Origin of the sequence: Enterobacter quasiroggenkampii (assembly GCF_043972695.1) — a bacterium.
In the GTDB taxonomy this organism is placed as follows: Bacteria; Pseudomonadota; Gammaproteobacteria; order Enterobacterales; family Enterobacteriaceae; genus Enterobacter; species Enterobacter quasiroggenkampii.
Window position 1 is genome coordinate 2,702,730 of sequence record NZ_CP143745.1, and the last position, 21,285, is coordinate 2,724,014.

At 53.6% G+C, this 21,285-nt stretch carries 22 protein-coding genes; 12 read left to right on the forward strand and 10 right to left on the reverse strand.

What is annotated here, in order from left to right; translation table 11 throughout:
- Nucleotides 1-56: 56 nt before the first annotated feature.
- On the reverse strand, nucleotides 57-326 hold the full coding sequence (locus V1572_RS12950) for a DUF1161 domain-containing protein (RefSeq protein ID WP_048030665.1): 270 nt from the start codon (nucleotides 324-326) through the stop codon (nucleotides 57-59).
- Nucleotides 327-430: 104 nt separating this feature from the next.
- Here V1572_RS12950 and V1572_RS12955 point away from each other — a divergent pair, with 104 nt between their 5' ends.
- Entirely contained in the window at nucleotides 431-1,141 is a 711-nt protein-coding gene (locus V1572_RS12955; protein ID WP_072052294.1) for a YnfC family lipoprotein, read from the forward strand.
- A 143-nt stretch (nucleotides 1,142-1,284) separates the two neighbouring features.
- On the opposite strand, the gene speG is transcribed toward V1572_RS12955, so the two are convergent.
- Both speG and V1572_RS12965 read right to left on the reverse strand, forming a co-directional pair.
- Entirely contained in the window at nucleotides 1,285-1,845 is a 561-nt protein-coding gene (speG, locus tag V1572_RS12960) for a spermidine N1-acetyltransferase (RefSeq protein WP_048030664.1), read from the reverse strand.
- The gene (locus V1572_RS12965) at nucleotides 1,845-2,183 is read right to left on the reverse strand and encodes a DUF1283 family protein (RefSeq protein ID WP_023335541.1); all 339 of its coding nucleotides are present in this window, start codon (nucleotides 2,181-2,183) and stop codon (nucleotides 1,845-1,847) included. The genes speG and V1572_RS12965 overlap by 1 nt, the downstream gene beginning before the upstream one ends.
- Before the next feature lie 152 nt (nucleotides 2,184-2,335).
- On the opposite strand from V1572_RS12965, the gene V1572_RS12970 reads away from it, so the two are divergent.
- The 5 genes from V1572_RS12970 (at nucleotide 2,336) to V1572_RS12990 (ending at nucleotide 8,145) form a co-directional block, all read left to right on the forward strand.
- Nucleotides 2,336-2,662 (forward strand): YnfA family protein, encoded by a 327-nt coding sequence (locus V1572_RS12970; RefSeq protein ID WP_395299177.1) that lies wholly within the window; start codon nucleotides 2,336-2,338, stop codon nucleotides 2,660-2,662.
- Nucleotides 2,663-2,772: 110 nt separating this feature from the next.
- Nucleotides 2,773-3,987: a D-mannonate dehydratase ManD gene (gene manD / locus V1572_RS12975; protein ID WP_023292552.1), complete on the forward strand. Its 1,215-nt coding sequence runs from the start codon at nucleotides 2,773-2,775 to the stop codon at nucleotides 3,985-3,987.
- Nucleotides 3,988-4,001: 14 nt separating this feature from the next.
- Entirely contained in the window at nucleotides 4,002-5,021 is a 1,020-nt protein-coding gene (locus V1572_RS12980) for a Zn-dependent oxidoreductase (protein ID WP_262777528.1), read from the forward strand.
- A 73-nt stretch (nucleotides 5,022-5,094) separates the two neighbouring features.
- Entirely contained in the window at nucleotides 5,095-6,462 is a 1,368-nt protein-coding gene (locus V1572_RS12985) for an MFS transporter (protein ID WP_395299178.1), read from the forward strand.
- Nucleotides 6,463-6,681: 219 nt separating this feature from the next.
- Entirely contained in the window at nucleotides 6,682-8,145 is a 1,464-nt protein-coding gene (locus tag V1572_RS12990) for a mannitol dehydrogenase family protein (protein WP_395299179.1), read from the forward strand.
- 43 nt (nucleotides 8,146-8,188) lie between these two features.
- On the opposite strand, the gene ydfZ is transcribed toward V1572_RS12990, so the two are convergent.
- Nucleotides 8,189-8,392, reverse strand: coding sequence for a putative selenium delivery protein YdfZ (ydfZ, locus tag V1572_RS12995; protein WP_014883679.1), 204 nt, complete (start codon nucleotides 8,390-8,392; stop codon nucleotides 8,189-8,191).
- Between the two features lie 287 nt (nucleotides 8,393-8,679).
- Between ydfZ and V1572_RS13000 the strand changes: the two genes are divergently transcribed.
- Entirely contained in the window at nucleotides 8,680-9,111 is a 432-nt protein-coding gene (locus V1572_RS13000; RefSeq protein ID WP_395299180.1) for a universal stress protein, read from the forward strand.
- A 35-nt stretch (nucleotides 9,112-9,146) separates the two neighbouring features.
- Here V1572_RS13000 and V1572_RS13005 read toward each other — a convergent pair whose 3' ends face one another.
- Both V1572_RS13005 and ydfG read right to left on the reverse strand, forming a co-directional pair.
- Nucleotides 9,147-9,833, reverse strand: coding sequence for a GntR family transcriptional regulator (locus tag V1572_RS13005; protein ID WP_008502405.1), 687 nt, complete (start codon nucleotides 9,831-9,833; stop codon nucleotides 9,147-9,149).
- 91 nt (nucleotides 9,834-9,924) lie between these two features.
- Nucleotides 9,925-10,671, reverse strand: coding sequence for a bifunctional NADP-dependent 3-hydroxy acid dehydrogenase/3-hydroxypropionate dehydrogenase YdfG (ydfG, locus tag V1572_RS13010; RefSeq protein ID WP_023292548.1), 747 nt, complete (start codon nucleotides 10,669-10,671; stop codon nucleotides 9,925-9,927).
- Nucleotides 10,672-10,813: 142 nt separating this feature from the next.
- Here ydfG and dcp point away from each other — a divergent pair, with 142 nt between their 5' ends.
- Together dcp and V1572_RS13020 are read left to right on the forward strand one after the other, a co-directional pair.
- A complete protein-coding gene (gene dcp, locus V1572_RS13015) occupies nucleotides 10,814-12,847 on the forward strand; it encodes a peptidyl-dipeptidase Dcp (RefSeq protein ID WP_395299181.1) in 2,034 nt (677 codons plus the stop codon).
- Between the two features lie 319 nt (nucleotides 12,848-13,166).
- The gene (locus V1572_RS13020) at nucleotides 13,167-15,749 is read left to right on the forward strand and encodes an EAL domain-containing protein (protein WP_395299182.1); all 2,583 of its coding nucleotides are present in this window, start codon (nucleotides 13,167-13,169) and stop codon (nucleotides 15,747-15,749) included.
- Between the two features lie 57 nt (nucleotides 15,750-15,806).
- Here V1572_RS13020 and uspF read toward each other — a convergent pair whose 3' ends face one another.
- Nucleotides 15,807-16,241: a universal stress protein UspF gene (gene uspF / locus V1572_RS13025; RefSeq protein WP_032674686.1), complete on the reverse strand. Its 435-nt coding sequence runs from the start codon at nucleotides 16,239-16,241 to the stop codon at nucleotides 15,807-15,809.
- 125 nt (nucleotides 16,242-16,366) lie between these two features.
- Nucleotides 16,367-16,657 carry a DUF1330 domain-containing protein gene (locus V1572_RS13030; RefSeq protein WP_032674687.1) on the reverse strand — a complete coding sequence of 97 codons (291 nt, stop codon included), beginning with the start codon at nucleotides 16,655-16,657 and terminating at the stop codon, nucleotides 16,367-16,369.
- Nucleotides 16,658-16,725: 68 nt separating this feature from the next.
- On the opposite strand from V1572_RS13030, the gene V1572_RS13035 reads away from it, so the two are divergent.
- Nucleotides 16,726-17,181 (forward strand): MarR family winged helix-turn-helix transcriptional regulator, encoded by a 456-nt coding sequence (locus tag V1572_RS13035; RefSeq protein ID WP_395299183.1) that lies wholly within the window; start codon nucleotides 16,726-16,728, stop codon nucleotides 17,179-17,181.
- 71 nt (nucleotides 17,182-17,252) lie between these two features.
- On the opposite strand, the gene V1572_RS13040 is transcribed toward V1572_RS13035, so the two are convergent.
- Nucleotides 17,253-17,924, reverse strand: a complete 672-nt coding sequence (locus tag V1572_RS13040; RefSeq protein WP_395299184.1) for an MgtC family protein — start codon at nucleotides 17,922-17,924, stop codon at nucleotides 17,253-17,255.
- Nucleotides 17,925-18,380: 456 nt separating this feature from the next.
- Between V1572_RS13040 and V1572_RS13045 the strand changes: the two genes are divergently transcribed.
- Entirely contained in the window at nucleotides 18,381-19,586 is a 1,206-nt protein-coding gene (locus V1572_RS13045) for an MFS transporter (protein ID WP_262789798.1), read from the forward strand.
- A gap of 18 nt (nucleotides 19,587-19,604) precedes the next feature.
- On the opposite strand, the gene V1572_RS13050 is transcribed toward V1572_RS13045, so the two are convergent.
- Complete coding sequence (locus V1572_RS13050) at nucleotides 19,605-20,594, reverse strand: 2-hydroxyacid dehydrogenase (protein WP_028013015.1); 990 nt, start codon at nucleotides 20,592-20,594, stop codon at nucleotides 19,605-19,607.
- Between the two features lie 326 nt (nucleotides 20,595-20,920).
- Here V1572_RS13050 and V1572_RS13055 point away from each other — a divergent pair, with 326 nt between their 5' ends.
- A complete protein-coding gene (locus V1572_RS13055) occupies nucleotides 20,921-21,244 on the forward strand; it encodes a hypothetical protein (protein WP_069719312.1) in 324 nt (107 codons plus the stop codon).
- The last annotated feature ends 41 nt before the right edge of the window (nucleotides 21,245-21,285 follow it).

Below are 21,285 nucleotides of genomic sequence, written 5' to 3' on the forward strand. Positions count from 1 at the left end.
TTATTTGGGGGTATTAAATATTAATCCTCATCAAATCAAAGGGGATTGAGGGTCAATTACTGAGCTTCAGCTGCCGCACCACTGCCTGTGCGGGTGTATAAAATTTTGAAGGTGTCGTTGGCGCAGTGGCCCACCACCTGCGTGCCCGCCTGGTCGGCCTGGTCGTTCGGCACAATGCTCAGCGTAAACCCTGATTCAGGCACGCCGTTGTTGATAATCTTCTGCTGAATGTCGCTTTTCACGCGCTCGCAGGAATCCGGTGCCGCCAGCGCGACCGTTGAGGCACTCATTAACAGCAGGGCGGTAATCCAGGGTAACCGTTTCATCTGTAGCTCCTTTTCTCTGTGTAGAGATTAATTTTAGCAGGCTTCGTGTAAACAACTGTATTTGCTAATATGATTGGGAATAATCTCCCTGTACGGTAATAAATGTGAAGAAATACGCAGCGATAACGCTACTGGCAGCAACACTGATGGGGTGCGACAACAGCTCCGCGCCGCTGTCGTTTACGCCCGAGATGGCGAGTTTTTCAAACGAGTTTGATTTTGATCCGCTGCGCGGGCCGGTCAAAGACTTTACCCAGACGCTGTTCAACGAGAAGGGCGAAGTGTCCAAACGGGTCACCGGCACCGTCTCGACGGAAGGGTGTTTCGATACGCTGGAGCTGCACGACCTGGAGGCCAACACCGGCGTGGCGCTGGTGCTGGATGCCAATTACTATCTCGACGCAGAAACCCAGCAGCGCAAAGTGAAGCTGCAGGGGAAATGCCAGCTGGCCGAACTGCCGTCAGCCGGGGTGACGTGGGATACCGACGACAACGGTTTTGTGGTGGCGGCGCACGGCAAAGAGATGGAAGTGAAGTATCGCTACGACGCGGATGGCTACCCGCTGGGCAAAACCACCGTCTCCGGGGATCAGCATCTGTCCGTCCAGTCGACGCCGTCTAAAGATCTTCGCAAAAGAATGGATTACTCGGCAGTGAGCATGTTGAATGATAAGCCGCTGGGCAACGTGAAGCAGAGCTGCGATTACGACCGCCACAATAACCCGGTGAGCTGCGATCTGACGATCACGGACGACAGCGTCAAACCTGCCGTTGAGCGCAAGTACACCATCAAGAACACGATTGAATATTACTGAGAGTAACGTGCATTTTGTACGTTTCGCCCGGCGGCGCTACGCTTGCACGGGCCTACAATGAAGCACCCTGTAGGCCGGGTAAGCACAGCGCCACCCGGCAAGAAAGACAGCGCAATGGTTCATGACAAGGTTTGTCATCAATCTCACTGCGCGGTAGGTTTCAGCAGGCTGGCGCCTGACGGTTTGTGTCCGGCCAGGTGCTGATGCTGGAAAATGCACATGCGGATGGTGTTGCGGTATTCACCGTTAATAAAGAACTCGTGAATCAGCTCGCCTTCCACCATGAAGCCCAGCTTGCGGTAGATATGGATCGCTTTCTCGTTCTCTTTGTCCACAATCAGGTAAAGCTTGTAGAGATTCAGAACGTTGAATCCGTAATCCATTGCCAGCTTAGCCGCCCGTGACGCAAGGCCTTTTCCCTGATGCTCAGGGGAGATGATGATCTGAAACTCCGCCCGGCGGTGAACGTGGTTGATCTCAACCAGCTCCACAAGACCCGCTTTTTCACCTTCACACTCCACCACAAAACGACGTTCACTCTGATCGTGAATGTGCTTATCGTAGAGATCGGACAGCTCGACAAATGCCTCGTAAGGCTCTTCGAACCAGTAGCGCATCACGCTGGCATTGTTGTCGAGCTGGTGGACAAAGCGCAGGTCCTCACGCTCCAGCGGACGGAGTTTAACGTCGCAGGACACCGACATTATGGGGCTACCGTGCGGCCAGTGCGGCGATCCAGGCAGCGCAGGGTGTTTGGCTCCCAGTAGGCATTGACGTTTGCACTTTGCTGACACTTATCGCGCGCGTCAAAAGCGACATCTTCTTTGTCCCACTCTTTTTCAGCACGTTTGTTGACCTTCTGACGAAGGTTACGGGTGTCATTCCATTGTTCTTTGTCCATGGCGGCGTTCTGACGGCTTTGCGCGCTGTCACCAGACTCAATAATGAGCTTGCTGGTTTCCGCTGTCGCAGAGGCGGCAAAGGCGAACGATGACAGCGCCAGCAGGGCTGTCAGACAAAGGCGTTTGCTTAATGTGGTCATAGCGTTTCCTTTTAAATGGGTGCAGATAATCAAGTTACCCCGTACAGATTCTACACTAAAGCGAAATGACGGCATACCCGCGGAGCAAGTATGGAAAAGTAAAGGGCATCATCAGGTATGATGGTTAAATAAACCCTCACCTGACGTGAAAAATGCTTAAAACGACGCTGCTTTTTTTTGCCACCGCGCTATGTGAAATCATCGGTTGCTTCCTCCCCTGGCTCTGGCTGAAGAAGGGAGGATCCGCACTGTTGCTCATTCCTGCAAGCGTCGCGCTGGCCCTGTTTGTCTGGCTGTTAACGCTGCATCCGGCGGCCAGTGGGCGCGTTTACGCGGCCTACGGTGGCGTCTATGTCTGCACGGCGTTGCTGTGGTTACACGTGGTTGACGGCGTCAAACTCAGCGCATACGACTGGGCCGGGGCGCTGATTGCCCTGTGCGGTATGCTGATTATTGTGGCGGGATGGGGGCGCGCGTGAGCCCCGGGTTTTGTGATCGTTAGCTGATTTCATGATCATTATACTTGTATGGTAGTAGGGTTGATGGGTAAATTTCCAGCATCACAACGAACGATGTAAGGAACGGAATTATGAAGATTGTCGCGGCTGACGTGTTTGTTACCTGCCCGGGGCGGAACTTTGTCACCCTTAAAATCACCACCGATGAGGGGATTGTCGGCCTCGGTGACGCTACGCTAAACGGACGCGAGCTCTCCGTGGCCTCTTACCTGAAGGATCACCTTTGCCCCCAGCTGATTGGCCGCGATGCGCACCGCATCGAAGACATCTGGCAGTTCTTTTATAAAGGCGCCTACTGGCGTCGCGGTCCGGTTACCATGTCGGCCATCTCCGCCGTGGATATGGCGCTGTGGGATATCAAAGCCAAAGCGGCCAACATGCCGCTCTACCAGCTGCTGGGCGGCGCCTCCCGGGAAGGGGTGATGGTCTACTGCCATACTACCGGCCACACCATTGACGACGTGCTGGAAGATTACGCCCGTCATAAAGAGATGGGTTTCAAGGCGATTCGCGTACAGTGCGGCGTGCCGGGCATGAAAACCACCTACGGCATGGCCAAAGGGAAGGGGCTAGCCTATGAGCCTGCGACCAAAGGCGACTGGCCGGAAGAGCAGCTCTGGTCTACCGAAAAATACCTCGATTTCACGCCGAAGCTGTTCGACGCGGTGCGCAGTAAATTTGGCTTCAATGAGCACCTCCTGCACGACATGCACCACCGCCTGACGCCAATTGAAGCGGCGCGCTTCGGCAAGAGCATCGAAGCATTCCGCATGTTCTGGATGGAGGATCCAACGCCTGCGGAAAACCAGGCCTGCTTCCGCCTGATCCGCCAGCACACCGTCACCCCCATTGCGGTAGGCGAAGTGTTTAACAGCATCTGGGACTGCAAGCAGCTTATCGAAGAGCAGCTTATCGACTATATCCGCACCACCATTACCCACGCGGGCGGCATTACCGGGATGCGTCGCATCGCCGACTTTGCTTCGCTCTATCAGGTGCGTACCGGTTCACACGGTCCGTCGGATCTGTCGCCCGTTTGCCATGCCGCCGCGCTGCATTTCGACCTGTGGGTACCGAACTTTGGCGTGCAGGAATACATGGGCTACTCCGAACAGATGCTGGAGGTCTTCCCGCACAGCTGGCGCTTTGATAACGGCTATATGCATCCGGGCGACAAGCCGGGGCTGGGCATTGAGTTTGATGAAAAGCTGGCAGCGAAATACCCGTACGATCCGGCCTATCTGCCGGTAGCCCGTCTTGAAGACGGCACGCTGTGGAACTGGTAAGCGAGGAGCGAACGATGAAAAGCGTAGTGATTCAGCAGCCAAACCAACTGGTGATTGAAGAGCGGCCACGCCCGGAACCAGGCGCAGGCGAAGTCCGCGTGAAAATCACGCTGGCGGGTATCTGCGGGTCGGACAGCCACATCTACCGCGGGCATAACCCGTTTGCGAAGTATCCACGCGTCATCGGCCATGAATTTTTTGGCGTGATTGACGCCACAGGCGAGGGCGTTGACAGCGCGCGTCTGGGCCAGCGTGTCGCGGTTGACCCGGTTATCAGCTGCGGACACTGCTACCCGTGCTCCGTGGGAAAACCGAACGTCTGCACCTCGCTGGTCGTGCTGGGGGTGCACCGTGATGGCGGCTTCAGTGAATATGCGGCAGTGCCCGCTCAAAATGCCTGGGCCATTCCGGATGACATTCCCGATCGACACGCCGTCATGGTTGAGCCCTTTACCATCGCCGCCAACGTAACCGGGCAGGCGAAACCGACGGAACAGGACGTCGCGCTGATTTACGGCGCTGGCCCGATGGGGCTGGTCACCGTGCAGGCGCTGAAAGGCGTCTATAAGGTGAAGCAGGTTATCGTGGTTGACCGTATAGACGAGCGCCTGGCGATGGCCCGGCGCAGCGGCGCGGATTGGGTCTTTAATAACGGCGAGCAGTCGCTGCAGGCCGCGCTGGAGGAAAAAGGCATCAAACCGACGTTAATCATTGATGCCGCCTGCCACCCATCTATTTTGCAGGAAGCGATAAACCTGGCCTCGCCAGCGGCGCGCATCGTGCTGATGGGCTTTTCCAGCGAGCCGAGCCAGATTGTTCAGCAGGGCATTACCGGCAAAGAGCTGGCGATCTTCTCCTCGCGCCTGAATGCCAACAAATTCCCGGTCGTCATCGACTGGCTGAAGAGGGGGCTGATCGACCCGGAAAAACTGATCACCCATACTTTTGACTATCACCACGTAACAGACGCCATCGAACTGTTTGAGAAAGATCAGCGGCAGTGCTGCAAAGTCTTACTCACGTTCGGCCAATAATCATTTACGCGATTAAGAGCCTGCGCAGACAGGCTCTATGTGGTTCGCATCTTACCTTTCAGAGATAGCCATCATGACACAAGTACAACCGCAACGATCCACCGCCGATCTGGTGAAAGCCGCCGTTTCCGGCTGGCTTGGCACCGCTCTGGAGTTCATGGACTTTCAGCTTTATTCGCTGGGGGCCGCTCTGGTCTTCCATGAGATCTTCTTTCCCGAACAGTCTGCCGCGATGGCGCTGATCCTGGCGATGGGGACCTACGGCGCAGGCTATATTGCGCGCATCGTCGGGGCCTTTATCTTTGGCCGAATGGGCGACAGCATTGGCCGTAAGAAGGTGCTGTTTATCACCATCACGATGATGGGGATCTGCACCACGCTGATTGGCGTCCTGCCGACCTACGCGCAGATCGGGATTTTTGCCCCGGTTCTGCTGGTGACGCTGCGCATCATTCAGGGCCTGGGCGCCGGGGCTGAGATCTCCGGGGCCGGAACCATGCTGGCGGAGTACGCGCCGAAAGGAAAACGCGGCATCATCTCCTCGCTGGTGGCGATGGGCACTAACTGCGGGACGCTGAGCGCAACGGCGATCTGGGCCGTCATGTTCTTTGCCCTTGACCGTGAACAGCTGCTCGCCTGGGGCTGGCGCGTGCCGTTCCTCGCCAGCGTCGTGGTGATGATCTTTGCCATCTGGCTGCGTATGAACCTGAAAGAGAGCCCGGTCTTTGAGAAAGTGAACGATGCACAAACCGTGCAGCCGGACACGTCGCTCGGTTCCATGGTGAAAAGCAAATCCTTCTGGCTGGCGACCGGCCTGCGTTTCGGCCAGGCAGGCAACTCAGGTTTGATCCAGACCTTCCTCGCGGGTTATCTGGTCCAGACGCTGCTGTTCGATAAAGCCATCCCTACCGATGCGCTGATGATAAGCTCCATTCTCGGGTTTATCTCCATCCCGCTGCTGGGCTGGCTTTCCGATAAAGTGGGGCGCCGTCTGCCGTACATTATTCTCAATATCTCCGCCATTCTGCTCGCCTACCCGATGCTGTCGATCATCGTCGATAAGAGCTATGCGCCGGGGACGATCATGCTCTCTATCATCGTTATCCATAACTTCGCCGTTCTGGGGCTCTTCGCGCTGGAAAATATCACCATGGCGGAGATGTTTGGCTCGCGAAATCGCTTTACACGTATGGCCATCTCCAAAGAGGCGGGCGGTCTGGTGGCGGTGGGTTTTGGTCCGGTGCTGGCAGGGATTTTCTGCAATATGACCGGTTCCTGGTGGCCGATTGTTGCCATGCTGGTGGCCTATTCCGTGATTGGACTGGTCTCGGCGATCCTGATGCCGGAAGTGCGCGATCGTGATTTGAGCGCGGCGCATGACGCAGCTGAGTCTGCGCCAAAAGAGACGGTCGGTTACGGCGCTGTCTCCTCGCGACGCTAGTGGTTTATAGCTTGCGCGACTTATCACACAACTTTGTTTTTATGTCACACCACATGACCAAAAGTTAATATAAATCAAAATCTCAAACGGCAGTATCAGTATGGTTGATGGCAGTAATTTTTTACCCCAACTGCCATTCTAGTTGGTGTAGTCAGCAGGCGCTGCCGCTTCAGAAAGAGCGGCAGCGATCCACAGCTTTCTAATTAACGAGTCTTAATCATGGAAAATACCTTATTACAGGCCAATGCGACGCTGCCTCAGTACGATCGCGACAGCCTTAAAGCACGCATCGTTCATTTAGGCTTTGGCGCATTTCACCGGGCGCATCAGGCAGTGTATGCCGATATTCTCGCCGCTGAGCACGGCAGCGACTGGGGCTACTGTGAGGTTAACCTGATTGGTGGTGAGCAGCAGATTGCCGATCTGAACGCGCAGGATAACCTCTATACCGTGGCGGAAATGTCTGCCGATGCGTGGACCTCCCGCGTAGTGGGTGTGGTCAAAAAGGCCCTTCATGCGCAGGTTGACGGGCTGGAGACGGTGCTGGCGGCGATGTGTGACACGCAGGTCGCGATTGTCTCTCTGACCATCACCGAGAAAGGGTACTGCCACTCGCCGGCGACCGGGCAACTGATGCTCGATCATCCGTTTATCGTCGCCGACCTGCAAAACCCGCACCAGCCAAAATCTGCGCCGGGTGTCGTCGTGGAAGCGCTCGCGCGCCGTAAGGCGGCAGGTCTGCCGGCGTTTAGCGTAATGTCCTGCGACAACATGCCAGAGAACGGTCACGTGATGCGCAATGTCACCTGCGCGTACGCCCGTGCGGTAGACGGTGAGCTGGCGGACTGGATCGAATCCCACGTCACCTTCCCGTCAACCATGGTGGATCGCATCGTGCCTGCGGTCACCCCCGACACGCTGGATAAAATTGAACAGCTTACCGGTGTGCGCGATCCTGCGGCGGTGGCCTGTGAACCGTTCCGCCAGTGGGTAATCGAAGATAACTTTGTGGCAGGGCGTCCTGCGTGGGAAAAAGCCGGTGCTGAACTGGTGTCGGACGTGATCCCGTTTGAAGAGATGAAGCTGCGCATGCTTAACGGCAGCCACTCATTTCTGGCCTACCTGGGCTATCTGGCGGGCTACCAGCATATCAATGAGTGTATGGAAGATGAACATTACCGCATCGCCGCGCACGCGCTGATGCTCAACGAGCAGGCGTCTACGCTGAAGGTCAAAGGCGTCGATTTAGGACGCTATGCCGATCTCCTGATTGCCCGCTACAGCAACCCGGCCCTGCGCCATCGGACCTGGCAAATTGCGATGGACGGCAGCCAGAAGCTTCCGCAGCGCATGCTGGATTCCGTGCGCTGGCACCTGGTGCATCAGAAGCCTTTCCCGCTGCTGGCGCTGGGCGTGGCAGGGTGGATGCGCTATGTCGGCGGCGTGGACGAGCAGGGTAATGCGATTGACGTGAGCGATCCGCAGCTGGCAGTGATTCAGGCGGCGGTTAAAGGCAGTGCGGAAGGGGAAAGCCGGGTCAAGGCGCTGCTCGGCATCGAGGCCATCTTCGGCAAGGAATTACCGCGTGAAGCCGTCTTTGTTGATGCGGTGATGAAGGCGTACCAGACACTGCTGCAAAAGGGTGCGAAAGCGACCGTGGCACAGTACGTGTCTCAACGGTAATTCAGCACATGCCGCCGTTCGCGGCGGCATGTCTGCGCACCGTTTAGTGCATACCCAGGCGAATCAGCTCAATCGGTTCGAACTTACCTTCGCATCCTTCCACTTCAACCGTTTTGCTGCGGCGCACTTGCGCGGCATCCAGCCCGTCGCTGTGGATCGCTTTAATCACGCCAGTTTTGCCCGTGCCGCTAATCATGACACGGCTGCCGGTGGTGATTGCATTGCGGTTACGGTCGTATGTCATCATGGTATTTTCTCCTCTCTAACCTGTTCGTTACGGCGTTATTTCAGGGTTGCCGTTCACGGAGCATATAAATACGCCTGTCTGCATCACATGTTTTTGTTTTTGATCAAACTCACACTTTTTTCTTTATTGTGCCGGGCGCTGACGGTTCACGACAGCAATTGACAAAGCAGACCGTTATTTTCATTTATTGATAGTTTCAGCAGGGAAGCGTTGAGGGTTGGTTTATATTCCCGGTGCCATTCTGGGTACAGGAAATAACCCTTTCATCGGAATAAGGAGTCAGGCTTATGTATAAGAAGATTTTGATGCCTGTTGATGTGTTTGAAATGGATTTGAGCGACAAAGCGGTTCGCCACGCGGCAAACCTTGCGAAGGCAGAGGGCGCGTCGATTACCCTGGTCAATATTCTGCCGGCCAGCAGCCGCTCCCTGCTGCGCGGATTTAATGCCGATATTAAAAAGTTCGAAGAGTATATGACCGAGGAATCCGGTAAGAAAATGAACGTGTTAAAAAGACTGTTCGATATCTCGCCGGAGAAAATTGACAGCCTGGTGCGCTTTGGCAACGTCCGCGATGAAATTATCAGGCTGAGCAAGGAGGGGGAATATGACGTGATTGTCATTGGGTCGAAAAATCCGGGCATCACCACCCATCTGCTGGGATCAAATGCGGAATCTATCCTGCGCTACGCCACAATTCCGGTGTTAGTCGTTCGCTAAACCTATCGCCGCGTCCGAAAGGGGGCGGCGTAATATTACTCTTCGCTAAACCACTCGCTATTTTCCTGACGAATCAGCTGCACGGATTCGCTAATTTCCTGCAGATGCAGCGTCATCGCTTTTTCCACGCCGTCCGGGTCGCGTTTTTCCAGCGCGCTGAAAATATCGTGATGCTGTCGGAGCAGCATTTCCGGCGGGGAGACGTGATCGAGACTCATATAACGCACGCGGTCGATGGTGGCCTTGATGTTTTCGATGGTGTCCCAGGCAAGCTGGCAATCCGCAATCTGCGCCAGTTTCTGATGGAATTCATCATCAAGCTGGAAGAAATCATTCAGCTGCTTACGGTCAATCGCAATCCGCTGCTGATGCAGGTTTTGCTCCAGAAGGTAACACTGCTTGTCATTGATGAGCGTTGCGGCACGGCGCGCCACCGCGCATTCAATGGCCTGACGAACAAAACAGCCGTTGCGCACCTGAGAGAGGGATATTTTGTTCACGTAGCTGCCGCGCTGCGGGCGGATCTGAATCAGACCGTTTTCCGCAAGCTTAATAAACGCTTCACGCACCGGCTGACGGGAAACGTCAAAACGCACTGACACCTCTTTTTCAGAAAGCGGCGTTCCCGGTGGGATCAGGCAATGGACAATATCACGTCGCAAAATGCGATAGATTTGCTGGTTTACGGGCTGGGTGGGATTGAGTTGCGATTCAGCGGCCATGAGTTGTCATTTCTCAGAGAGTTAGCCTGAACATACTACCATTCTTTTATAACCCGAAACAGACCCGGCCCGCAGGCCGGGAAGGGCAGCGTTAGCCACGATGGACGCTAAGTCCGGCAAAACTCTGGCTGACCGGCATCATTTCTACGGTATTGATGTTGACGTGTTTTGGCAGCGTCGCCACCCACCAGACCGTTTCGGTGACATCTTCCGGCGTCAGGGCGTTCGCGTTTTCGTAGGTTTTGTCTGCTTTCGCGTCATCGCCTTTGAAACGCACGTTGGAAAACTCGGTGCCACCCACCAGGCCCGGCTCGATGTCGGTGACGCGAATGGCGGTGCCGTGCAGATCGGTCCGCAGGTTAAGGCTGAACTGGCGCACAAACGCTTTCGTCGCCCCGTAGACGTTACCGCCTGCATAGGGCCAGCTTCCGGCGGTGGAGCCGATATTGATAATGTGGCCACGATTGCGCTCGACCATGCCCGGCAGCACCGCGCGGGTCATATAGACCAGCCCTTTGTTGTTGGTGTCGATCATGTTTTCCCAGTCTTCCACGCTGGCTTTGTGGGCTGGCTCCATGCCCAGCGCCAGACCGGCATTGTTGACCAGCACGTCGATGGCGCGCCATTCTGCTGGCAGATTCGCAATCATCTCTTCGATCGCCGCGCGGTTACGCACGTCCAGCTGCGCGGTCAGAATGCTGTCGCCTAGTTCGTCCTTCAGCTCCTGCAGACGTTCCTGACGGCGGCCGGTCGCGATAACCTTGTGCCCGTTGGCGACGAAGCGACGCGTGATGCTTTCACCAAAACCTGCCGTTGCCCCGGTAACTAAAATAATCATCTCACTGTTCCTCAACGCTTTTTGTGTTGTACTAACATAGCACGGCCGCAGAGGGTGCGTTAAGGCAACATTTGTATGACAGCGTTGCAGGGGAAGGCGGCCTGGCCTACTCTGGGAGGATACCCGTACTCAGGAGCGAAAGATGACGGCCACGAATCCCTTTTTTAACATCAGCCTGCTGCCTTACCAGGCCCCCCATTTTGATGAGATCAACGACAGTCACTATCGTCCGGCCTTCGATGAAGCCCTTCGCCAGAAGCGGGCGGACATTGACGCGATTGTCGCTCAGGCCGCTGCGCCTGACTTCGCTAACACCGTGCTGGCGCTGGAGAAAAGCGGCGCTTTGCTCGCGCGCGTCAGCAGCGTGTTCTTCGCCATGACTTCCGCGCACACCAATCCGTATTTACAGGAGCTGGAGGAACAGTTCTCCACCGAGCTTGCCGCGCTGGCAAACGATATCTGGCTGAATGACGTGCTGTTTGCCCGCGTGGAGAGCGTCTGGCAGGACCGTGCCGCGCTGGACGCCGAATCCCGTCGTCTGGTCGAAGAGACGTATCAGCGGTTTATTCTGGCCGGCGCGCGTCTGAATGAGACAGAAAAGGCCGAGCTAAAGGCGTTGAATACCGAGGCGGCCTCCCTGACCAGTCAGTTTAACCAGCGTCTGCTGGCTGCCGATAAAACGGGTGGGCTGGTGGTGGATTACGCGCACCAGCTTGACGGGCTCAGCGCCGGTGAGATTGCTGATGCGGCGCAGGCTGCCGCGGAGCGAGGGCTAAACGATCGCTGGCTGATCCCGCTTTTGAACACCACCCAGCAGCCCGCGCTTTCCGCGCTGCGCAATCGTCAGACGCGCGAAAACCTCTTCAACGCAGGCTGGACGCGTACCCAGAAAGGGGATGAAAACGATACCCGCGCGCTGATCCTGCGTCTGACGGCGCTACGTGCGCGACAGGCCCGTCTGCTGGGCTTTGAGGATTACGCCAGCTGGAGCATCGCCGATCAGATGGCGAAAACCCCGGCCGCCGCGCTGGAATTTATGCGCGGCATTGTGCCTGCCGCTCGCGCCCGCGCGGAACGCGAGCAGGCCGACATTCAGAACGTTATCAACGATGAGCAGGGCGGTTTCACCGTGGAGGCCTGGGACTGGGCCTTTTATGCGGAGCGCGTGCGCCAGGCAAAATATGCCCTTGATGAGTCGCAGATCAGGCCCTACTTTGCGCTCAATACCGTGCTGCAGGATGGCGTATTCTGGGCAGCCAGCCAGCTGTTTGGCATTCGCTTCGTCGAACGATTCGATATCCCGGTATATCACCCGGACGTCCGCGTATGGGAAATTTTCGACCACACAGGTGAGGGCATGGCGCTGTTTTACGGTGACTTCTTTGCCCGTGATTCCAAACAGGGCGGGGCATGGATGGGGAATTTCGTCGAGCAATCCTTCGAGTTTGCTGCCCGTCCGGTGATCTACAACGTCTGTAACTATCAAAAACCGGCGAATGGCGGTGTCGCGCTTCTCTCCTGGGATGACGTGATAACCCTGTTCCACGAGTTTGGCCATACGCTGCACGGTCTCTTTGCCAGCCAGCGGTTCGCCACGCTTTCCGGCACCAATACGCCGCGTGATTTTGTTGAGTTCCCGTCGCAAATCAACGAGCACTGGGCCAGCCATCCACAGGTGTTTACCCATTATGCGCGCCATTACGAAACCGGTGAGCCGATGCCGGACGCGCTGCGGGAAAGCATGCTCAACGCGACCCATTTCAACAAGGGTTATGACATGACTGAACTGCTGGCTGCCGCGCTGCTGGACATGAACTGGCATGGCATCGGCGAGGCCGTTTCGAGCGTGGAGGATTTTGAAGCGGCTGCGTTGAAAAAAGAGGGGCTGGATCTGCCAGCCGTGCCGCCGCGCTACCGCAGCAGCTATTTTGCCCATATTTTTGGCGGCGGCTACGCGGCGGGGTATTACGCCTACCTGTGGACGCAGATGCTCGCTGACGACGGCTATCAGTGGTTTGTTGAACAGGGCGGCCTGACCCGTGAAAATGGGCAGACATTCCGCGAGGCGATTTTGTCGCGCGGCAATAGTACTGATTTAGCTGAACTGTATCGCAACTGGCGCGGGCACGATCCGAAGATTGAGCCGATGCTGGAGAATCGCGGGCTGAGCGAATAGAGTCAGTCTCGTCAGAAAACAGAACCGGGCTTATGCCCGGTTTTTTATACGTTTCATCGTTCCTGTGACCACGATAACAAAAATAGTCTTAATATCCATTCTGAGGAAATACAACCGCTGAGGTTAACAGTTACTTTTACCGGTATATTTAATTAACCGGGTTTGGGCTGTAAAAGAATTAATGATTAATAATTTGATCTGGACTGTAAAAATTAAACGTTCTTTAGCTTCATGCTTTTAGCTATAAAATTTCATTAATATTTGCCGATAAATGAAGGTGGCATAAAAATTGTCGTAATAGTTGTTAAGAAGGCGAAAGATGACTCTACCTCTGAACACTCCGGGCTTCACGGATACCGAGCCTTCTAAGGGCCTGATAAATAAAACCTTTACCTATATAGTAACGCTGTTGATTAGTATTTTCATCGCAGCAATAATATCTCTGCTAATAATAAAAAATAATGTTAATGAAATCAGCGACAAACATGATGAATTTTTGTTAAGGAAAGCGCTGGATGCCCGTCAGGAAAGCATGCGAAGTCATTTGAAAGACAATGCAGAGTGGGGAGATGCCTACAAACATCTTCATCTGAACACTGACGTTCACTGGGCATGGGATAAGCAAAACCTGGGTAAGTCCCTTTATGACAACTTTGGTTACGAAGGGGTGTTTGTTCTGTCCCCTGCAGGCTCCACGCGATACAGCGTGGTTGACGGGAAACTGAACCTTCAGGATCTTGACCGCTGGTTAGATAAATCAACCAAAGACCGTTTACTCCATGATGTGAGCATAAGAAATGGACTGCCGGTTTCTATGCTCGCGCTCATCGACTCCGTTCCGTCCATTGTTTCTGCGGAATGGATAACGACGGGCGATGATACGAGCGTGCAACCCTTACCGGGGAAACCTTCGACAATGGTGTTTATCGACAAATTAACGGCTGAAAAACTCCTTACGATTGGGCAGGATGCCGGAATCAAAAATGTTCGTACTTCACCCACAATAATCAGTTCTCCAATAAACAATCAGACAGCATTTACCTTAAGGACTCAGGATGGCGATGTGCAAATTATCTGGGACAGCGAAAACCCTGGCCAGGCGTTGATTGTTTATTTTTTACCATTACTCATCCTTTCAGTCATTCTGACGGTATCAATGACGGTTATTCTCATGCGTCATATTATGCAGAAGGCAAGAATGCTTGATGAAAATACTTTTCTCCTCGATCAGGCGCGGTTGAATCTTATCACCAGTGAAAAACGATTCCGGGACGTCAGTGAAACAACCAGCGACTGGTTCTGGGAAACAGATTTATCGTTAAAGATTACCTGGCTTTCAGGTCGTTTTTCTACAGTGACGGGATATGAAAATAGCGAATGGATAGGCCGTAAGTTAGATGACCTTTTTTCCTCGACAAGCGCATTATTACATGGCTGTGTCAGCCGCCGCGAGTTAACTGAACGATTTGAATTTAAGAACTGTCCTTATACACACGCGCAACATTCCACGTCCTATTGCACGCTTCTGGCAAAGTTTTCGACTCAACCTGATGGAACGGTGGTTTTGCGAGGCGCGGCAACCGACGTCTCTCAGGAAGTTGAAGCAACAAAACGTGTGGAGTTCCTTTCACGCCATGATGAATTAACCGGTCTGCCGAACCGGTATCATATTAAGGAGTTTCTTGCAGGCCAGTTCGCTAAAGAAGGCGTCAGTCATTACCCCTTTGCCATGATTTGCCTCGATTTAGACAAGTTTAAACCCGTTAATGATATTTTTGGGCATTCCGCGGGCGATGCTCTGCTTGGCGAGGTCGCTTTACGTCTAAAAAATTGTGTTCGTCGAGGTGATTTTGTCGCAAGGCAGGGGGGCGATGAATTTATGCTGCTCCTCGGCAACAGCAGCCAAAAAGCGCAAATTGAGGAGGTCTGTCACCGTATCGTGCAAGAACTTAACCGTCCTTTCTCCATTGAGGGCAATGATGTGGCGATAGGCGTAAGCATGGGTATTGCGCTGGCTCCCCAGGATAGCCGCAGCGCTAACGATCTTTTACGCTATGCAGATATCGCGCTTTACCAGGCGAAACAATCCGGCAGAAACAGATGGGTCTATTATCGTCCGGATATGTCGGAAAAGTTGACCGAACGGAGAAAACTGGAATTAGAACTGAAGACTGCAATTCGTGAAGAGCAGCTCTACCTGGTATACCAGCCGCGTTATAACCTCCGATACTCGAAAATAGATGCCGTCGAAGCGCTGGTACGTTGGAAGCACCCGCAGCGAGGGATGATGATGCCCGATCAGTTCATCACTCTGGCGGAAGAAACAGGCCTGATTATTAACCTCAGCAACTGGGTTATACGCACAGCCTGTGCGGAGACAAAAGAGAAATTGCCGGGGTTATCGGTATCCGTAAATATTTCGGCCATCGAATTTCAGGCAAGCGATCTTGCCGGAAGGATAAAAGAGATACTTCACGAAACAGGGCTTGAACCTAACCGTCTGGAAATAGAAGTGACTGAAAATGTCACGCTTTCCGATCCTGAAAAAACCTTGCAGACAATGAAGGCTCTCAAAAAAATGGGCATCCGCATCCTGATTGACGACTTCGGTACCGGCTATGCATCTCTGAGCTATCTCCGGAAGTTTCAGTTTGACGGGCTCAAGCTCGACAAGAGTTTTATTTTTACCCTTGACGATTCACCGCAGAACCAATCTGTCGTAGAGAAAATTATCGATCTGGGTAAAGCCTATTCGATGGCGGTAACCGCAGAAGGGGTGGAGACCGCCGAACAGCTCTCTTTTCTTAAAAAAAATAAATGTGATGAAGTTCAGGGCTACTTGCTGGGAAAACCAGCCGCTATTACGGACTTAAATTTAAATGCAAACAGCGTAAATCTTTAAAGCGTGCTTTCATTCAGGGAAGCGTAAATGAAAAACCGGGCGTTACGCCCGGTTTTTTTATCTTACCACCAGCACAGGGCATTTCGCATGCCGAACCACTGCCGCAGCGTTTGAGCCCAACAGATAGGTCGAGATGTCCGGCTTATGGGAGGCGATAATGATCAGGTCGGCGCCGATCGTATCTGCGAGCTTAAGGATCTGATCCTTCGGAGACCCCGTCACGGCATGCGTCTGTATCTTGTCTGCAGGGATTTTGAATTGCTTAACTATTTCATCCAGTTTTGCTAACGCCGCGTGCTGGAATTCTTTCATCTTCGGCATTTCTACGGGGTAGGCCAAACCTAACGATGAATAATAGGGAAGCGAAGGAATAACGGTAAGAAAGTGGACTTTGGCCGTGTTAAGTGCGGTATGTGCCTGAACGAAAGGGATAACCATGTGCGTCAGGCTATCCTCGGAGATATCAATGGGAACCAAAATTGAATTGTACATGTGTCCCTCCTGAGTATTTTTTGCACAACTCAGGGTAAACCGTTATTTCCAGCAAAACAGAGAGCAGGTTGTCATAACGGGGACAAATTTCGGTTCTGTGATTTAGGTACAGTTGAACCTGCCTGTCATTCCGTCGTGACAATGAACATTCTTGCTTCCTGGGCGAGCTGGCGTTCAGCCTTAATCGGCGCATATTTTTCCGAATGATAGAAGGCAAGGGCCTGATCTAACGTCGGGAATTCAAAAATGCCCGCATAGGGTAACGGCTCTTCATCACCTTCCAGTACCTGTGCGACAGCACCAAAATGAACAATTTTACCGCCTGCTTCCTCTAATGCTGACGTGAAGCGGGGGGCAAGGCTGGCCTGTCTGGCTGGGTCAATAACGCGTAAGTTGATATGAACAAAGGCTGGCATAACCGTTCCTCAAACATGCTTAATGGTGTATATACACTATTAACTTTAGCATTGAATGTCGAGATGAAATGATGAGCAACATTGATGTGACGTTGTTGAAGGCCATTCCGGAAGTCTGCCCGGCGTTTCAGGCGCGCGCTACTGCTCGGGCTATTACGCGCTATTACAACGCCTGCTTCAGACCGTTTGAACTGACCGCTGAGCAGTTCAGTCTGATAGTTGGCATCGGGGGTTCTCCTAATGAAACCGTTGCGGAACTCGCCGCCAGAGCAGGGGTGGATGCGACAACACTGAGTCGTAATATCCGTAGTCTGGAGTCCCGAGGCATTATTGGCTCTACTGGAGGGCGTGGACGTTCAGGAAAACGACTCATGTTGACGGGGGAAGGCTGGCGTCTGCTTGAACAGGTTATTCCGGTATGGCAATCCGCTAAGCAGGAATTGTCCCAACTTATGGGCAGCGAGCAGCTTATCCTTACGACGAAGATGATGAAAAGTCTGGCCAGAATCAGCGCTTCTGTATGATTCTCTCCACGTCACTGCCCATTTCTGCAAAACAGCAAAGCCTCAACCGGGCGCAATGCCCGGTATCGTATTCATATTGCGTGACAGCTTACGGATGCCATAATTTTATTCCCGCCAATATTACCCATAATTAGCTCGAGTAATTTCCGGTATTCCTCACGGGTCATCACCTCGGCCCGTATTTCGGTTTTACCTTCTGCTTGCGCCGTATCGCAATAAATGGCTTTCAGGCTTAACGTCAACTCTTTCGCCATGTTGACAATATTCTGCCGCACCGCATCTTCATACTCGTCATTACAGGTGATTTTAAGGACATAGCATTTTTCGCCTTCATGGAGCGCGGGCAGTTGATTAATCCGCTGCGCAGCTTCGCGAAGCAATATGTTGGCACAAAGGATAATCACGCTGGCCATACCGGCATTCCAGAATTGACCTAAGCCGCACAGCACGCCAATTCCGGCCGAACACCATAGCGTTGCGGCGGTATTTAGACCACGAATATTCATTCCCTCACGCATAATAACGCCTGCGCCAAGAAAACCTATGCCGGAGACGATCTGCGCTGCGATGCGCCCCGGGCTATCGGGTGAGGTCGAGAGGGAACTTAAAATAAACACGGCCGCGCCCGTCGCAACCAGTGCATTGGTACGAAGCCCCGCCATACGCTGGCGCCATTGTCTTTCCGCGCCGATAATTGCGCCCAGCAGCATCGCTGCGAGCAGATGAGAGATATAAGGGAACATCAGCCTGTCGCCTGTTAACATGATTAAACGATAAGCGTCAGCGCTTCACAAAGCACAGTATGACGCCATTAAAACGCAAAGCATGTCAGCGCGAGGGCGGTGGAAAGAGTGAATGATGAAACATGAACATCGCGATGCCCCAAAAAATTGGTCGTTCTTAATGTATTGGGATGCAATCACGTCAAGAGGATTGCTGCCCACCCTTAAGGTAAGCAGCGAGAAAATCGCGTCAGCTTACCTTCGTATCGACGATAAAATAACTTTCCAACGAAGGACTCCTGTGAAAATTTATTGCCAGTATAGTCAGGGCCGATTATGAGTAAAGTGAAAAAACAACGTCCGTTATGAATTGTTTAAGTTCGGAAGGCATGTTTTTTAAGACGTCATCTGATTTTCAAAAATACCCGGTATACTACATTTTCTTTTTTTCAGGCGATAACAGGCAAGGCAGGAAGTATGTCTCTTCGTTCGCTGCGGGCGCTATGCCTGACAAGTTTTTTCATTGCAGATGTCCGCGATGGCCTGGGGCCTTTTCTCGGTATTTTTCTGACCGAACGCCACTGGACCCCTGATGATATTGGCATTCTGATGACGGCCGGCGGGCTGGCGGGGTTACTGGCCACGCTGCCGGCGGGGTTCATCACCGACACCTCCCGCAACAAGCGTGCTGTACTCGCGCTGCTGTGCATTCTGATCACACTAAGCACGCTTCTGCTCTGGTTTAGCCAGCAGAGCGGCGTTGTCGCCGTGTCGCAAATCGTCACCGGTATCTGTGCGGCATTTGTCGGGCCATTGATCGCCGGGATTACGCTGGGGTTGACCGGGCAGAGCGGCTTCAGCGCGCAGATGGGCAGAAACGAGGCGTTCAATCACGGCGGAAATTTTGTCACCGCGCTGATTGCGGGTGGCATTGCGTGGTACTGGGGCGTGGGCGGGATTTTCCTGCTGATGACCAGCACCACGCTGCTAACGCTGTGTGCGCTGCTTGCCATTCGCAACAGCGATATCGATAACGACGCGGCGCGCGGGCTGTCCTCTTCAGCGAGCCTGCCGGTCCCCGGTTTTACCGTGCTGATGAAAAACCGGGCGCTGTTTGTGACCGGACTGACGCTGCTGCTGTTCCATCTGGCGAACGCCGCGCTGCTGCCGATGCTAAGTATGAGGGTTGCCGCTGCACCTGCCGCGATCAACCCCGGTTTGTATGCGGCCGGTACCGTCATCATCTCTCAGGCCGTGATGATCCCCGTCGCCATCTGGGCCTCGCGCCGGATCGAACACTATGGCTACTGGCGCTTGATTATGCTGGCGCTGCTGGTTATGCCGGTGCGCGCGGCGCTGGCGGCATCCACGGACGCGCCGTTAATGATGATCCCGGTACAAATTCTCGATGGCCTGGCCGCCGGGATCCTGGGAGTCGTCGTACCGTCGTTTATTGTGGTGCTGCTGCGTGGAAGCGGGCACGTCAATGCCGGGCAGAGTGTGGTGATGTTGATGCAGGGAGTAGGGGCATCCATGAGCCCGGCGTTAACCGGGACGATCGCCGGACATTACTCGTTTGCGACGGCATTCAGTGTCCTGAGCGCCATTGCCCTGGCCGCCGTTCTGCTCTGGTGGCGCGTTGCGCACCGGAGTTGGGAAACAAACGCGCCGGGTGAGGCTTAGCCCCACCCGGCGTAGCACTTAAGCCAGCTCGTTAGGGCACGGCTCACCCTTTTCTAACTGCTGAAGGTTACCCAGCGTGGTTTCCGAAATGCTGATCAGCGCTTCGGCAGTCAGAAACGCCTGATGTCCGGTAAACAGCACGTTATGGCAGGCAGAGAGGCGACGGAACACGTCGTCCTGGATGACATCATTAGACTTGTCTTCAAAGAACAGGTCGCGTTCGTTCTCATAGACGTCCATCCCCAGCGCGCCAATTTTCTGGGTCTTCAGCGCTTCGATAGCGGCCTGGGAGTCAACCAGTCCGCCGCGGCTGGTGTTGATGATCATCACGCCATCTTTCATCTGGTCAAATGCCGCCTGGTTAAGCAGGTGGTAGTTTTCCGGCGTCAGCGGGCAGTGCAGGGAGATCACGTCGGACTGCGAGAACAGCGTCGGCAGATCGACGTACTCCACGCCCAGATCCAGCGCTGCGGCGCTTGGGTACGGATCGAATGCCAGCAGACGCATGCCGAAGCCTTTCAGGATGCGCAGGGCAGCCACGCCAATTTTACCGGTCCCGATCACGCCAGCGGTTTTGCCGTACATGGTAAAGCCGGTCAGCCCTTCCAGCGAGAAGTTGGCGTCACGGGTGCGCTGATAAGCGCGGTGAATACGACGGTTGAGCGACATCATCATGCCAATCGCATGTTCCGCCACCGCTTCCGGGGAGTACGCCGGGACGCGCACCACCTTCAGACCCAGCTCTTTTGCCGCGTCGAGATCCACGTTGTTAAAGCCCGCGCAGCGCAGGGCGATGTACTTCACCCCCTGTTTTTTCAACTCTTCCAGCACCGGACGACTGCCATCATCGTTTACGAAAATGCAGACGCCTTCACAGCCGTGCGCCGTTTTAGCGGTTTTTTCGGACAGCAGAAAGTCGAAAAATTCAAGCTCAAACCCGTAAGCCTCGTTAACATGTTGCAGATACTTTTTGTCGTACTGCTTTGTGCTGTATACCGCGAGTTTCATAAGACTTTCTCCAGTGATTTTGCATTCACGTTAGCATGATTAAAATTATCTTACAATTTCTAAAATATTATTGAATTCAATAAGTTCTATCAATTATTCTAGAGCATATGTACACCCTAACTCCATGATATTCTTGCTACGAGGTATCTTTGGCGTGAATCTGTTCAGGGCGTGTAGAGAAAAATGCAGTGGGTTGAGGATGCGAAAAAAGCCTGTCTGAATTACGTTAAAGAATGGCAAGAGGGGGTGAAAACTGCAATCCTTCTGGATGTGATGGGACGATATCAGGAACCGGGTGAGTTTCTGATAAAGAGGGAGAATGATGCATGTCGCAACAACTGGGGTTGTCCTTATCTCCGCCAATGCTGCCCGCTTTGTACTATTTCATTGTATCTATAGTAGTTTTTTTCTTGTTATATATCGGGAAACAGAAGATTAACCGGCTACGAAAATACCCACTGTTCATTGGCTATACGCTGTTTGTGATAGCCATTGCAGCCATCCAGATTAACGTTTTTGCCAACGGCTATGAGTTTGTTCGCGGTTTTTTACATATCGATTTTGATCCCTGGCGGTACGACTCGGTGTACTGGGGGTCATTGATATTCGCAATGCTTTACCTGCTGGCAATGCCCAGGAACAGGTATTAATTATGCAGTTATTCCGGCTTCTTCGCCTGAAATTATGCGTA

Excerpts from the sequence above, each read along its gene's own strand:
- V1572_RS12950 (WP_048030665.1), bottom strand. The coding sequence starts at position 326 with ATGAAACGGTTACCCTGGATTACCGCCCTGCTGTTAATGAGTGCCTCA.
- speG (WP_048030664.1), bottom strand. The coding sequence starts at position 1,845 with ATGTCGGTGTCCTGCGACGTTAAACTCCGTCCGCTGGAGCGTGAGGAC.
- V1572_RS12965 (WP_023335541.1), bottom strand. The coding sequence starts at position 2,183 with ATGACCACATTAAGCAAACGCCTTTGTCTGACAGCCCTGCTGGCGCTG.
- V1572_RS12970 (WP_395299177.1), top strand. The coding sequence starts at position 2,336 with ATGCTTAAAACGACGCTGCTTTTTTTTGCCACCGCGCTATGTGAAATC.
- manD (WP_023292552.1), top strand. The coding sequence starts at position 2,773 with ATGAAGATTGTCGCGGCTGACGTGTTTGTTACCTGCCCGGGGCGGAAC.
- V1572_RS12980 (WP_262777528.1), top strand. The coding sequence starts at position 4,002 with ATGAAAAGCGTAGTGATTCAGCAGCCAAACCAACTGGTGATTGAAGAG.
- V1572_RS12985 (WP_395299178.1), top strand. The coding sequence starts at position 5,095 with ATGACACAAGTACAACCGCAACGATCCACCGCCGATCTGGTGAAAGCC.
- V1572_RS12990 (WP_395299179.1), top strand. The coding sequence starts at position 6,682 with ATGGAAAATACCTTATTACAGGCCAATGCGACGCTGCCTCAGTACGAT.
- ydfZ (WP_014883679.1), bottom strand. The coding sequence starts at position 8,392 with ATGATGACATACGACCGTAACCGCAATGCAATCACCACCGGCAGCCGT.
- V1572_RS13000 (WP_395299180.1), top strand. The coding sequence starts at position 8,680 with ATGTATAAGAAGATTTTGATGCCTGTTGATGTGTTTGAAATGGATTTG.
- V1572_RS13005 (WP_008502405.1), bottom strand. The coding sequence starts at position 9,833 with ATGGCCGCTGAATCGCAACTCAATCCCACCCAGCCCGTAAACCAGCAA.
- ydfG (WP_023292548.1), bottom strand. The coding sequence starts at position 10,671 with ATGATTATTTTAGTTACCGGGGCAACGGCAGGTTTTGGTGAAAGCATC.
- dcp (WP_395299181.1), top strand. The coding sequence starts at position 10,814 with ATGACGGCCACGAATCCCTTTTTTAACATCAGCCTGCTGCCTTACCAG.
- V1572_RS13020 (WP_395299182.1), top strand. The coding sequence starts at position 13,167 with ATGACTCTACCTCTGAACACTCCGGGCTTCACGGATACCGAGCCTTCT.
- uspF (WP_032674686.1), bottom strand. The coding sequence starts at position 16,241 with ATGTACAATTCAATTTTGGTTCCCATTGATATCTCCGAGGATAGCCTG.
- V1572_RS13030 (WP_032674687.1), bottom strand. The coding sequence starts at position 16,657 with ATGCCAGCCTTTGTTCATATCAACTTACGCGTTATTGACCCAGCCAGA.
- V1572_RS13035 (WP_395299183.1), top strand. The coding sequence starts at position 16,726 with ATGATGAGCAACATTGATGTGACGTTGTTGAAGGCCATTCCGGAAGTC.
- V1572_RS13040 (WP_395299184.1), bottom strand. The coding sequence starts at position 17,924 with ATGTTCCCTTATATCTCTCATCTGCTCGCAGCGATGCTGCTGGGCGCA.
- V1572_RS13045 (WP_262789798.1), top strand. The coding sequence starts at position 18,381 with ATGTCTCTTCGTTCGCTGCGGGCGCTATGCCTGACAAGTTTTTTCATT.
- V1572_RS13050 (WP_028013015.1), bottom strand. The coding sequence starts at position 20,594 with ATGAAACTCGCGGTATACAGCACAAAGCAGTACGACAAAAAGTATCTG.
- V1572_RS13055 (WP_069719312.1), top strand. The coding sequence starts at position 20,921 with ATGTCGCAACAACTGGGGTTGTCCTTATCTCCGCCAATGCTGCCCGCT.